This is a genomic window from Microbispora sp. NPDC046933 (genome assembly GCF_040644635.1).
Taxonomy (GTDB): Bacteria; Actinomycetota; Actinomycetes; order Streptosporangiales; family Streptosporangiaceae; genus Microbispora.
In genome coordinates this window covers 22916-36075 of record NZ_JBEYWW010000022.1, presented here as the reverse complement: position 1 = coordinate 36075, position 13160 = coordinate 22916, and the positions used below count along the sequence as shown (strand labels likewise).

Genomic DNA, 13160 nt, shown 5'->3' with positions numbered 1-13160 from the left:
GGTGGGGCGGGCCAAGAAATCGGAGGCCCGGGGATCGGAGGCCCGGGGATCGGAGGCACAGGGATCGGAGGCACAGGGATCGGAGGCACAGAGATCGGGGGTCTCGAGATCAGGGGCCTGGAGGTGCGGTACGGCCCTGTGCGCACCCTGCGGGGCGTCCACCTGGCCGTCCCCCGGGGCGCGGTGGCGGCAGTGCTCGGCGCGAACGGCGCGGGCAAGACGACGCTGCTGCGTGCCGTGTCGGGGACGCTGCGGTTCCACCGGGGCGCGATCACCTCGGGGACGGTCGCCTTCGGCGGATCTCGCCTCGACGGCGTGCCGGCGGCGGCCGTCGTACGGCGCGGCGTGGTCCAGGTGCCGGAGGGGCGGCGCGTGTTCGCGCGGATGACGGTGGCCGAGAACCTGCGCGCCGGAGCGCTGGGCGTGCCGGGCAGGCGCGCGGCGGCGGCCCGCGAGCGGGTGCTTGAGCTCTTCCCGGTGCTGGCCGAGCGGGCGCGCCAGCGGGCGGGCCTGCTGTCGGGCGGCGAGCAGCAGATGCTGGCGATCGGCCGGGCGCTCATGGCCGGGCCCTCGCTGCTGCTGCTGGACGAGCCCACTCTCGGGCTCGCGCCGCTGATGGCGGCCCGGATCGCCGACACCGTGCGGCAGATCAACGCCCAGGGCACGTCGGTGCTGCTGGTGGAGCAGAACGCGGCGATGGCGCTCGCGCTGGCCGAGCGGGCGTACGTGCTGGAGGTGGGCGAGGTGGTGCTGTCGGGTCCGGCGGCGGAGCTCGCGGCCAGCGACGAGGTGCGCCGCCGCTACCTCGGCGTCGGCGCGCCCGAGACAGACCGACCGGTCGGTACCGAGTCCCAGGAGAAGCACGAGAGGACCAGGCTGGCGAGATGGACGGCATGACCCACCGCCGCGGCGAGCCGCGCACGCACCCGATGAGGCGCCTCCGCACGCCCAAGGGAAACCAACCGGTCGGTACGGCCGGCGGCGACGGCCCGGCGGAACTCGTGGTCGGCGAAGTGACGGTCCGCTTCGCGGGGCTCACCGCACTCGACGCGGTCAGCTTCACCGTGGCCCCCGGCAGCGTGCACGCGCTGATCGGCCCGAACGGCGCCGGCAAGTCCACCTGCTTCAACGTGCTGTCGGGCGTCTACCGCGCCACCTCCGGCAGCGTGCGCTTCGGCGGCGTCGAGCTGACCTCGCTGCGCCCGCACCGGGTGGCGGCGCTGGGCGTGGCGCGGACGTTCCAGAACATCGCCCTGTCCCCGCACCTGACGGTCCGCGACAACCTCATGCTCGGCCGGCACCGCCTGACCCGTGCCGGCTTCGTCTCGGCCGGCCTGCGGCTGCCCTCGGCCAGGCGCGAGGCCGTACGGCACGGCGCGCGCGTGGCGGAGATCGCGGAGTTCGCCGGCGTCGGCGACACGTTGCCCATCCCGGTGGGGCTGCTGCCGTACGGCGTGCAGAAGCGGGTGGAGCTGGCCCGGGCGCTGTGCATGGAGCCGCGGCTGCTCCTGCTGGACGAGCCGGTCGCGGGGATGAACGGCGGCGAGCGGCGGGAGATGGCCGCGCTCATCCAGTCGGTGCGCGAGAGCCTCGGCATCTCGATCCTGCTGGTCGAGCACGACATGGGCATGGTCATGCGGATCGCCGACGCGGTGACCGTGCTCGACTTCGGCAGGCGGATCGCGGGCGGGCCGCCCGAGGAGGTCCAGCGCGACCCCGAGGTGATCCGCGCCTATCTCGGTGACTTCGGCGAGGACGGCCGCTCCGGCGCGGACGGGGAGGCGTGATGGCCGTCTTCCTGGAGCTGCTCGTCAACGGGATCTCGGTCGGGGCCGTGTACGCGCTGATCGCGCTCGGTTTCGTGGTGATCTTCAAGGCGACCGAGGTGGTCAACTTCACCCACGCGTCGCTGCTGCTGGCCGGCGGCTACGTGATCGCCCGGCTGCACCCGCTGATCGGCTTCTGGGCGGCGCTCGCGGCCGGGATCGCGGCGGCGGCGCTGGTCGGCGCGCTGGTGGAGTTCCTGATCCTGCGCCGGGCGCACGTCGGCTCGCGCGGCGTGCTGGCCATCGTCACGATCGGCGTGGACATCCTGCTCACGACCGAGCTCACCCGCCGGATCGGCGCCGAGGTGCTCGCCCTGGGCGACCCCTGGGGCGACCGGGTGCTGCGGCTGGGCCCGATCACGGTCGCCGAGACCCGCGTCGTCGCCCTCGCGGTCGCCGCCGCGCTGATCGTGGCGTTCCTGCTCGCGTTCAAGTTCACCGGCTGGGGCGTGGCGATGCGCGCCACGGCCGAGGACGCGGAGACCGCCGCGCTGATGGGCGTGCGGCTCGGCCGGGTCTCCCTCAGCGCGTGGGCCGTCGCCGGGGCGCTGGCCGCGGTCGCCGCGATGTTCCTGTGCGTCTTCCCGACGCCGGGCCTGGACAGAGGCACGGCCGCGGCGGCGATGAAGGCGTTCCCCGCCGCCATCCTCGGCGGGCTCGACTCGACCACGGGCGCGCTGGCCGGAGGGCTGATCGTGGGCGTCACCGAGACGCTGATGAGCGGCTACCAGAGCCAGCTCGCCTTCCTGGGCCGCGGCATCGGCGACGCGGCGCCGTTCCTCGTGATGATCGTGATCCTGCTGCTCCGGCCCTCCGGGCTGTTCGGCACGAAGGAGCCGGCCCGTGTCTGAACCCACGCCCGCAGCCGCGACGCCCACGCCCGGCACGCCCACAGCAGGGCCGCCCGCGCCCGGCACACCCACCCCCAGCACACCCAGCGCGCCCACGCCCGCGCGCGGCACGTCCCGGCCCCTCCGGGCCGTGCTGTGGCTCGCGGTGCTCGCGGGGGCCGTCGCGGTGCCCTTCTACCTGGAGGGGTTCTGGCTGCAGGCGGGGCTGTTCGCGATGTCGGCGGCGATCGGCGCGATCGGGATCAACCTGCTGACCGGGGCGACCGGGCAGCTGTCCCTTGGGCATGCCTTCTTCCTCGCGGTCGGGGCGTACTCCTACGTCTACCTGTCGTCCGACCTGGGGTTGCCGACGCCGCTCGCGGCCGTGGCGGCGGTGGCCGTCGCGGGGGTGTCCGGCGGCCTGTTCAGCCCGATCGCGGGCCGCCTCAGGGGCGCGTACCTGGGCATCGCCACCCTCGCACTGATCTTCGTCGGCCAGCACATCCTGTTCAACGCCGAGCCGGTGACCGGCGGCTTCAACGGACGGCCGGTGCCGCCGATGGAGCTGTTCGGTTTCGTCTTCGCCGACACCCCGGAGCTGGTGGTGCTGAACGTGCCGTTCGGTTCGCTCGAACGGCTGTGGTTCCTCGGGATCGCGCTGCTCGCGGGCGCGGCGGTGTTCGCCCGGGGCGTGCTGCGCGGCCGTCCCGGGCTGGCGATGAACACGATCAGGGATCACGAGATCGCCGCCGGGGTCATGGGCGTCCCGGTCGCCCGGTACCGCGCGGGCGTGTTCGTCCTGTCGTCCATGTACGGCGGGCTCGCCGGGGTGCTGGTCGCCCTGGTCTTCCAGCAGGTCGTGCCGGACTACTTCGGCATGCTGCTGTCGCTCGACTACCTCGCGATGATCGTGATCGGCGGCCTGGGATCGGTCGCCGGGGCGGTCGCCGGGGCCGCGTTCGTCTCCCTGCTCCCCCAGTTGCTCACCCGCTACAGCGACGCCCTGCCGCTGGTGGCCGAGCCGGGTTCCGGCGGGGTCTCCCCCGCCGAGGCCGCGCGGATCCTCTACGGCGCCGCCGTCGTCGCGGTGGTGCTGTTCCTGCCCGGCGGTCTGGTCGGGCTCGCCACGCGGCTCGGCCGCGTTCGACTCAAGGAGCTCAGATGGGCAAAATCGGCACCCGCGCCGGCATCGCGGCGTTAGCCCTGCTGTCCCTTGCCGCCACGTCGTGCGGCAGCGGGAAGGCCACGGGCGGTGGCGCAGACGCCGGGGCGGCGGCCGGCGGCGACGGGGTCAGGACCGGCCCCGGCGTCACGGCCACCACGATCACCGTGAGCGCGCTCACCGACCTGACCGGTCCGTACGCGTCGTTCGGCAAGAGCCAGACGCAGGCGCAGCAGCTGTACTTCGACCAGGTCAACGCCGGCGGCGGGGTCTGCGGCCGGAAGTACGAGCTGGTCGTGCGCGACCACGGCTACGACACGCAGAAGGCGGTGGCGGCCTACACCGAGGTCGCGCCCAAGTCGGCGGCGATCGTGCAGTTCATCGGTTCCCCGATGATCACGGCGCTGAAGCAGCGCATCGACGGCGACAAGCTGCTCACGATCCCAATGGCGTGGGCGACCACCCTGCTCGGCAGCCGGGCCATCCAGGTGACCGGCACGACGTACGACGTCGACATGATCAACGCCGTCGAGTTCCTCACGAAGGAGAAGGGGATCAAGTCCGGCGACAAGATCGGGCACCTGTACTTCGAGGGCGACTACGGCGAGAGCTCGCTCAACGGCTCGAAGTACGCCGCGGGCAAGCTCGGCCTGCGGATCGTCGAGCAGAAGATCAAGGCGACCGACCAGGACATGAGCGCGCAGGTGGCGGCGTTCAAGGCGGCCGGGGTGAAGGCCGTGCTCGTGTCGGTGGGGCCCCGGCAGACGGCCTCGCTGGTCGGCGTGTCCCTGGCCAAGGGCATGGACGTGCCGTTCGTCGGCAGCAACTCGGCCTACTCTCCGCAGCTTCTCGCGACCCCGGCCGGGCCGGCCCTGTTGAAGGACTTCTCCTACGTGTCGGCGGGGACGCCGGTCAGCGCGCAGAACCCGGCGATGCGGAAGCTGGTGGCCGACTACCAGGCGAAGTATCCCGGCGAGACCCTCGACAGCGGCGTGCCCACCGGCTGGAGCGCGGCGATGATCGTGGACGAGGCGATGAAGAAGGCGTGCGAGGCCAAGGACCTCACCCGGGAGGGCGTCCTGAACGCGCACCGCTCGCAGTCGAACTTCGGCGGCGACTTCGGCACGCCGATGAACTTCACGTTCTTCGACAAGCCCGCCTCCCGGTCGTCGTACGTGCTCAAGCCCGACAAGGCCGCGCCGGGCGGCTCGGTGGTCCTCAGGGAGGCGGAGGTCTCCGAGCTGGCGAAGGACTACCCGGTGCCCGTGGGCTGACGCACGAGAGCCGTGTCCCCGCCGGGGAGGTTACTCGCTAGTATCCTCCATACCGAACAATCGTCTGGAGAATCGATGCGACGCACCATCTACGGCGAGGACCACGAGGCCTTCCGCGACTCCGTGCGGCAGTTCGTGATCCGCTCGGTCGCCCCGAGGGCCGAGGAGTTCATCGAACGCCGGCTGATCGACCGCGAGGTGTGGCGGGAGGCCGGCCGGCAGGGATTCCTCGGCCTGGAGGTCCCCGAGGAGTACGACGGCGCGGCTGCGGACGACTACCGCTTCAACGCCGTGCTCACCGAGGAACTGGCCGGGGTGGGCATGGCTCTGGCGTCCAGTTTCAGCATCCACTTCGACGTGGTCGCGCCCTACCTGGTGGAGCTGACGACGGACGAGCAGAAGAAGCGCTGGCTGCCGCCGTTCTGCTCGGGAGAGATGATCACCGCGATCGGCATGACCGAGCCGAGCGGCGGGTCGGACCTGGCGGCGCTGCGCACCACCGCCGTCAGGGACGGCTCGGACTGGATCATCGACGGCGCCAAGACGTTCATCACCAACGGCTGTCAGGCCGACCTCGTCGTGGTGGCGGCCAGGACCAGCCCGGAGAAGCGGGCCAAGGGCATCACGCTGTTCGCGGTCGAGGAGGGCATGCCCGGCTTCCACCGCGGCCGCAAGCTGGACAAGGTCGGCCAGCCGGAGGCCGACACGGCCGAGCTGTTCTTCGAGGGCGTGCGGGTGCCGCCCGGCAACGTGATCGGCGAGGTGGACCGCGGGTTCGTCGCCATGATGGAGCGCCTCCCCCAGGAACGGCTCGGCAGCGCCGTCACCAACATCTCCCACGCCGCCGCCGTGCTCGCCGAGACCCTGTCGTACGTGAAGGAGCGCAAGGCGTTCGGCCAGGCGATCGGCAGCTTCCAGCACAACAAGTTCATCCTCGCCGACCTGGTGACGAAGGTGGAGGTGACCCGGGCGTACGTCGACCAGTGTGTGGCCGCCCACACCGACGGGGAGCTGACGGCGGTCGACGCGGCCAAGGCCAAGATGTGGACCGCCGAGGTGCAGAACCAGGTGATCGACGCCTGCGTGCAGCTGTACGGCGGCTACGGCTACATGAGGGAGTACCGCGTGGCACGAGCCTGGATGGACGCCCGGGTGACCCGGATCTGGGCGGGGTCCAACGAGATCATGCGCGAGATCGTCGGCCGGGACCTCGGCTTGTGAACGGGCCTGTGAACGGACCTGTGAACGACCGGACAGCGTATCCGCACTGGCGGGACGTAGCCACCCGCTGGAAGGACAACGACGTCTACGGGCACGTCAACAACGTCGTGCACTACTCGCTGATGGACACCGTGATCAACACCTGGCTGATCGAGGAGGCCGGGCTGGACATCCACGAGGGTCCGGCGATCGGGCTGTGCGTGGAGTCGCGCTGCTCCTACCGGGCCTCGGTGTCCTTCCCGCAGGTGATCAGCGTGGGCCTGCGGATCGGGCACCTCGGCCGTTCCAGCGTCCGTTACGAACTCGGCCTGTTCGCCGGGGACACGCTGGTCGCCGAAGGCGACTTCACCCACGTCTTCGTGGACCGGCACACCCGCCGCCCCGTGGAGATCGGCCCGCCCCTGCGCCCCGCCATGGAACGCCTGCTCCTTCCCCCGGCGTGATCGCGCAGTCGGCTCAGCGACCGTGGACGCTGACCGCCACACCGCTCAGGTGGCCCCTCCGGGGCGATGCCCAGGAGGGTGTCCGCCACGTCCGCCCTGGTCAGGGCACGGCCGCGCGGTGCGGGTCGCGGCTGTCGCCGCCGCGGCAGGGTCAGGCGAGGCTGTCGAGCCAGGCGCGGTGGAGGCGGGCGAAGCGGCCGGAGCCGGCGATCAGGCGGTCCGGCGGGCCGTCCTCCACGATCCGGCCGTGCTCCATGACGAGCACCCGGTCGGCGATCTCCACGGTGGACAGGCGGTGGGCGATGATCAGCGCGGTCCGGTCGGCGAGGATCGTCCGCAGCGCCCGCTGCACGAGGCGCTCGCTGGGCACGTCGAGGCTGGACGTGGCCTCGTCCAGGATCAGCACGGCGGGGTCGGCGAGGAACGCCCGCGCGAACGCGACGAGCTGCCGCTGCCCCGCCGACATGCGGCCGCCGCGCTTGCCGGCCTGCGTCTCGTACCCGTCGGGGAGCGCGGAGACGAACGTGTGGGCGCCGATGGCCTCGGCGGCCCGCACGATCTCCGAATCCGGCGCGCCGGGCCGCCCGAACCGCACGTTTTCCGCGATCGTCCCGCTGAACAAGTAGTTCTCCTGGGTGACCATCACCACGTGTCGGCGCAGGGTGTGTTCGTCCAGGTCGCGCAGGTCCACGCCGTCGAGCAGCACCCGCCCGGCGACCGGATCGTGGAACCGGGCGATGAGCTTGGCCAGCGTGGTCTTGCCCGCGCCCGTGGTGCCGACGACCGCCACGGTCTGCCCGGCGGGAATCTCCAGGTCGAGCAGCGGCAGCACCGGCGGGCCGTCGGCGTAGGCGAACCGCACGGCCTCGAAGCGCAACGCCCCGGCGGCGCGCGGCAGCGGCGCCGGGCGGCGGGGCTCGGCCACCGAGGGCCGCTCCTCCAGCACGCCCGACAGCTTCTCCAGCGCCGCCCCCGCCGACTGCAGGGCGTTGTAGAACTGGGAGATCTCCTGCATCGGCTCGTAGAACTGGCGCAGGTAGAGCAGGAACGCCGCGAGCACGCCGACCGTCACCGTGCCGCGCAGCGCGAGCAGGCCGCCGTACAGCAGGACGGCGGCCACGGTGACGTTGCCGATCAGCTTGATGCCGGGCATGAACACGGCGACCAGGCGCGCCCCCCGCGTGTTGGCGGCGCGGTAGTCCGCGTTGAGCCGCTCGAAGATCTCCTGGTTGCGCGGCTCCCTGCGGAACGCCTGCACCGCGCGGATCCCGGTCATCGACTCCACGAAGTGGACGATGACCAGCGCGACCGCCTCCCGCGTACGGCGGTAGGCGACGCTCGACTGGCGGCGGAACCACCGGGTGAACAGCAGCAGGACCGGCAGCGGCAGCAGCGCCACCAGGCCGAGGCGCACGTCGAGCACGAGCAGCATGACCGCGGTGCCGCACAGGGTGAGCACCGCCGTGACCAGGCCGTCGAAACCGGAGTCGAGCAGTTCCGCGATGGCGTCCACGTCGGAGGTCAGCCGGGAGATGACCCGCCCGGAGGTGTACTTCTCGTGGAACGACAGCGACAGGCGCTGGAAGTGGTCGAAGACCCGGCGGCGCAACTCCAGCAGGATGTCCTGGCCGATCCGGCCCGACATCTGCAGGAACGCCTGCCGGGTGAGCGCCTGGGTGAGCGCGGCGGCCAGCACCGCGCCGACGATCGCGAGCAGCGTGCCCGCGCCCTGCCCGCGAAGCATGGGCGGGATCCCGTCGTCGATGCCCGCCTTGACCAGGTACGGCAGGGCCAGTCCGGCGGCGTTGGACACCACGATGACCGCCGTGAGCACGGCGATCGCCCGGCGGTGCGGGCGCAGCAGGTCGCGGAGCAGGCGGCGCGAGCGGGTGCGCAGCAGCAGGGAGACACGCTCGGAGATCTCGTCCCGGTCCTCGGCGGCGACCCCGCGCCACGCTGTGTCTCCCGCGTCGCCTCCGGCTCGCTCGGTGTCTCCCGCTTCGCCATCGGGGCGCTCACTTCCGCCGTCTTCCCTCGTCGCTCGGAGTCGCTCGTTCCTCGCTCCCCACTCGCTCCTCAGTCCAGACCGGCGGCGCGCCCCTCCGGCTCGCTCGGTGTCTCCCCCGCCGTCAGCGGTCCCTTGGGTCATCGCATCGAGCCTTCGGGGTCGAGGTCGGCGTCCTGGGCGAGCAGTTCGCGATACTCGGGCACGGCCGACAGCAGGTCGCCGTGGCGGCCGACGTGGGTGACGGTGCCGTCGCGCAGCAGCGCCACCCGGTCGGCGAGCAGCACGGTCGAGGCGCGGTGCGCCACGACGATGCCGGTGGCCTCGGCGAGCACGCGCCGCAGCGCCTCCTCGACCAGCGCCTCGGTCTCCACGTCGAGCGCCGACAGGGTGTCGTCGAGGACGAGCACCCGCGGCCTGCCGAGGACCGCCCTGGCCAGCGCGAGCCGCTGCCGCTGACCGCCCGACAGCGACATGCCCTGCTCCCCGATGCGGGTGTCGAGCCCCCACGGCAGGTCGTAGGCGAACGTCGCCTGCGCGATCTCCAGGGCCTGCCTGATCTCCTCCTCGGTGGCGTGCCCGTGGCCGAGCGTCACGTTCTCGCGGACGCTCATCGAGAACAGCGTCGGCTCCTCGAACGCGGTGGCGACCACCGAGCGCAGCGAGGCCAGCGACAGGTCCCGCACGTCGTGCCCGTCGATCGTGACGCGGCCGGCGGTGACGTCGAGCAGGCGGGGCACGAGCGCGGTCAGCGTCGTCTTGCCCGACCCGGTGGCCCCCACGAGGGCGACGGTCTCCCCCGGCCGCACCTCCAGCCACACCTCGCGCAGCACGGGGCGATCGGCGCCCGGGAAGCGGAACCCGGCGCCCTCGAAGCGCACGTGGCCGCGTGGGCGCTCGATGGCGGCCGGGCCGCCGCTGATCGCGGGCGCCGTGTCGAGCACCTCGACCACCCGGTCGGCCGAGGTCATCGCCTCCTGGCCCATCGCGAGGATGTAACCGAGCGACGCGACCGGCCAGACGAGCTGGAGGACCAGCGTGGTGAAGGCGACCAGGGTGCCGAGCGTCAGCGCGCCGGCGCCGACCGCGATCGCGCCGAGCAGCAGGACCAGGGCGAGCGTGACGTTCGGCACGACTTCGAGGAAGGTGAAGAACCGGGAGGCCAGCCGCACCTTCGCCAGCGAGGTGCGGCGGATCTCGCGCGCGGCGGCGGCGAAGTTCGCGAAGACGTGCTCGCGCCGCCCGAACGCCTTGACCGTGCGGATTCCCACGGCCGACTCCTCGACCAGCGTGGCGAGGTCGCCCTGCTGGTCCTGCACCTGCCGGGAGATGACGATGTAGCGCCGCTCGAACCGCAGCGACAGGGCCACGACCGGGACGGCGGAGACGGCGACGAGCAGGCCGAGCGGCCAGTACATCCGCAGGAGCACCACGGTGACCGCGGTGAGCTGCAGGATGTTCATGATCAGGAACAGCACGCCGAAGCCGAGGAACCGGCGGATCGTCGACAGGTCCGTCGTCGCCCGGGACAGCAGCTGGCCCGACTGCCACCGGTCGTGGAAGCTCATCGGCAGCCGCTGGAGGTGCCGGTAGAGGTCGTCGCGGATGGCGGTCTCCAGGCCGAGGACCGGCCCGGCCTGCGACCACCGGCGGACGAACGTGAGCACCGCCTCGGCGACGCCGAGACCGAGGGCGAGCAGCCCGAGCGGGACCAGCCCGCCGAGGTCCCCGTGGGCCACCGGCCCGTCGATGACCTCCTTGCCGACGAGCGGGATCACCGTGCCCGCGGCGATCCCGAACAGCGCCGCGACCCAGGACACCACCAGGCTGGGCACGTACGGGCGCAGGTAGGACCGCAACCGCCACAGCGACCGCCACGACGACCGGCGGACAGTGTCGTCCCTCGCGTCGGGCCCAGCCGCCTGAGGGGAGTCCGGCGCCTGAGGGGAGTCCGGTGCCTGAGGGGAGTCCATCAACGGGCGCAGCGCTCCTCCGGCGTCTGACAGGAAAGGTCGACTCGCTCCTGCCATGCTCCGTCGAAGGGCGCCGCGCCTTCAAGCGGTTTTCTCCCGCCGCCGGGTGCCCCAGGCCGCGTGGCCCTGAGGAACCCGGCCGCCGGGGTCAGGTCGACGGGTGGGCGACCGCCGAGCCGATGGTGTGGACGCGCAGCGAGTTGGTGGAGCCGTGGTTGCCGGGCGGGGAGCCGGCGACGACGACGACCTTGTCGCCCTTCTCGCAGACGCCGAGTGACAGCAGCGAGGCCTCCACCTGGCGGACCATGTCGTCGGTGTGGTGCACGAACGGCACCTCGAACGTCTCCACGCCCCACGTGAGGGCGAGCTGGCCGCGCACCAGCGGGTTGGAGGTGAAGGCCAGCAGCGGGATGGGCGAGCGGTAGCGGGCCAGCCGCCGGGCGGTCTCGCCGGACATCGTGAACGCCACCAGGGCCTTGGCCTTGACGATCGCGCCGACCTCGGCCGCGGCGCGGGCGATGGCGCCGCCGGTCGTCTCGGGCAGGCGCTCCAGCGTGTGGGTGGCCTGCAGTGTGGTGCCCTCCGCGGCGATCGCGATGCGGGCCATCGTGGAGACCGACTCGATCGGGTAGTTGCCGACCGAGGTCTCGCCGGACAGCATCACCGCGTCCGCGCCGTCCATCACCGCGTACGCGACGTCGGACGCCTCGGCCCGCGTGGGCCGGGGGGCGCTCATCATCGAGTCGAGCATCTGGGTGGCCACGATGACCGGGTGGGCCTTCTCGCGGCACAGCTCGATGATGCGGCGCTGGACGATCGGCACCTGCTCCAGCGGAAGCTCGACGCCGAGGTCGCCGCGGGCGACCATCACGCCGTCGAAGGCGTCCACGATCTCCTCGAGGCGGTCGACGGCCTGCGGCTTCTCGATCTTGGCGAGGAGCGGGAGCCTGACGCCCTCCTCCTCCATGATCGCGTGGACGAGCGCGGCGTCGTCCGGCGACCGGACGAACGACAGGGCGATCATGTCGAAGCCGGTGCGCAGGGCCCAGCGCAGGTCCTGCTCGTCCTTCTCCGTGAGCGCCGGGGCGCTGACGGCGACGCCGGGGAGGTTGAGGCCCTTGTTGTCCGAGATCATGCCGCCGATGACCACGCGGGTGACGACGCGCGGCCCCTCGACCGCGGTCACCTCGAGGTTCAGGCGGCCGTCGTCCACGAGGATCGTGTCGCCGGGCTTGACGTCGCCCGGCAGGCCCTCGTACGTCGTGGAGACGATGTCCCGGTCGCCGGGGACGTCCTCGGTCGTGATGGTGAAGACGTCGCCGTAGCCGAGCCGTACGGGACCGGAGGCGAAGCGTCCGACGCGGATCTTGGGGCCCTGCAGGTCGGCGAGGACGCCGACGGCGCAGCCCAGCTCGTCGGCGGCGGCCCTGACCCGGTCGAACACCTCCTTGTGCAGCTCGTGGCTGCCGTGCGAGAGGTTGAAGCGGGCGACGTTCATGCCCGCCTTGATGAGCTCGCGTAGACGCTCCGGCGAGGAGGTGGCGGGCCCGAGGGTACAGACGATCTTTGCTCGACGACTCACAGCACTACCCTAATTGGTACAGACCACTTGCAGTGACGGCGCACACAGCCGTCGCCAAATGTTCAGACACTTCACGCGATCACCCGCGTGCCCTGGCCTTGGCAGCCTTGGGATGTACCCGGACTTGGGGGGTAATAACGGCGCTGTTCACCCTGGCCACGTGCGGAGGCCAGGGTACCGAATCGGCCGCGCCGGCGACGGGCGTTTCGGTGTCGCCGGGCGCGCTGCCACCCGGCGAAGATCCCTCCGGTGCACCGGCCACGGTGGTGGCGCACGTCCAGGCCGGCGACGGGCCGCCGCGGAGATGTCACGCGGCTGGAGATCCGTTGTGGACGGCGGCGACAAGCCACCTCATCGCGACGCCCGCTGCTCCGGCGCGGCGGACGTCCCTGTCGTACGCGCGGGACGTCCGCGGCGCCGGCGGATCCCGATCACGAGACCGGCCCAGGAGACGAGCACGACGGCGACCACGGCCAGCCGCACGTGCCAGACGTACGCCTCCGGGTAGACCGCGCCCTCGATGTAGGTGTCGATGAAGCCGCCGGGCAGCAGGCCGCGCTCCCCCGCCCTGGCCCGCCCCCAGTTCTCCAGCGCGGTCAGCGGGCACTCCACGAGCCCTGCGAGCTGCACCAGCCCCCAGGCGCACAGCGCGAGGTGCGGCCAGATCAGCCGGGGCCGCCACCAGGCGAGGAAGCCGCCCAGCGCGATGTAGGCGATGACGAGGAAATGCGCCACCATCGTGGTCTGCCAGACGAGCCGATAGATCATGGTCTGCCCTCCTCCGCGAAGGAGGGTAGGCCGCCGCGGCCCGCCGGGCATCCGGCGGGCTACTCAGGCGCGTACT

General features: G+C 72.2%; 11 protein-coding genes. 7 read left to right on the top strand and 4 right to left on the bottom strand.

What is annotated here, in order from left to right:
* Nucleotides 1-138: 138 nt before the first annotated feature.
* From ABZ857_RS27080 to ABZ857_RS27050, 7 genes are all read left to right on the top strand, one after another.
* Nucleotides 139-897, top strand: coding sequence for an ABC transporter ATP-binding protein (locus ABZ857_RS27080; RefSeq protein WP_357047596.1), 759 nt, complete (start codon nt 139-141; stop codon nt 895-897).
* A complete protein-coding gene (locus tag ABZ857_RS27075; RefSeq protein ID WP_357047593.1) occupies nt 885-1787 on the top strand; it encodes an ABC transporter ATP-binding protein in 903 nt (300 codons plus the stop codon). Before ABZ857_RS27080 ends, ABZ857_RS27075 begins: the two co-directional genes overlap by 13 nt.
* Nucleotides 1787-2677, top strand: a complete 891-nt coding sequence (locus ABZ857_RS27070) for a branched-chain amino acid ABC transporter permease (RefSeq protein WP_357047590.1) — start codon at nt 1787-1789, stop codon at nt 2675-2677. The genes ABZ857_RS27075 and ABZ857_RS27070 overlap by 1 nt, the downstream gene beginning before the upstream one ends.
* Before the next feature lie 130 nt (nt 2678-2807).
* Entirely contained in the window at nt 2808-3857 is a 1050-nt protein-coding gene (locus ABZ857_RS27065; RefSeq protein ID WP_357047931.1) for a branched-chain amino acid ABC transporter permease, read from the top strand.
* Complete coding sequence (locus ABZ857_RS27060; protein WP_357047587.1) at nt 3818-5092, top strand: ABC transporter substrate-binding protein; 1275 nt, start codon at nt 3818-3820, stop codon at nt 5090-5092. The genes ABZ857_RS27065 and ABZ857_RS27060 overlap by 40 nt, the downstream gene beginning before the upstream one ends.
* Nucleotides 5093-5167: 75 nt before the next feature.
* The gene (locus ABZ857_RS27055) at nt 5168-6313 is read left to right on the top strand and encodes an acyl-CoA dehydrogenase family protein (RefSeq protein WP_357047584.1); all 1146 of its coding nucleotides are present in this window, start codon (nt 5168-5170) and stop codon (nt 6311-6313) included.
* Nucleotides 6314-6333: 20 nt separating this feature from the next.
* Nucleotides 6334-6756 carry a thioesterase family protein gene (locus ABZ857_RS27050; RefSeq protein ID WP_357047581.1) on the top strand — a complete coding sequence of 141 codons (423 nt, stop codon included), beginning with the start codon at nt 6334-6336 and terminating at the stop codon, nt 6754-6756.
* Nucleotides 6757-6907: 151 nt separating this feature from the next.
* On the opposite strand, the gene ABZ857_RS27045 is transcribed toward ABZ857_RS27050, so the two are convergent.
* From ABZ857_RS27045 to ABZ857_RS27030, 4 genes are all read right to left on the bottom strand, one after another.
* Nucleotides 6908-8905 (bottom strand): ABC transporter ATP-binding protein, encoded by a 1998-nt coding sequence (locus ABZ857_RS27045; RefSeq protein WP_357047579.1) that lies wholly within the window; start codon nt 8903-8905, stop codon nt 6908-6910.
* Nucleotides 8902-10734 carry an ABC transporter ATP-binding protein gene (locus ABZ857_RS27040; RefSeq protein WP_357047576.1) on the bottom strand — a complete coding sequence of 611 codons (1833 nt, stop codon included), beginning with the start codon at nt 10732-10734 and terminating at the stop codon, nt 8902-8904. Before ABZ857_RS27040 ends, ABZ857_RS27045 begins: the two co-directional genes overlap by 4 nt.
* 148 nt (nt 10735-10882) lie before the next feature.
* Nucleotides 10883-12316, bottom strand: coding sequence for a pyruvate kinase (gene pyk, locus ABZ857_RS27035; RefSeq protein ID WP_357047573.1), 1434 nt, complete (start codon nt 12314-12316; stop codon nt 10883-10885).
* Nucleotides 12317-12667: 351 nt separating this feature from the next.
* On the bottom strand, nt 12668-13084 hold the full coding sequence (locus tag ABZ857_RS27030; RefSeq protein WP_357047570.1) for a DUF2784 domain-containing protein: 417 nt from the start codon (nt 13082-13084) through the stop codon (nt 12668-12670).
* Nucleotides 13085-13160 lie beyond the last annotated feature (76 nt).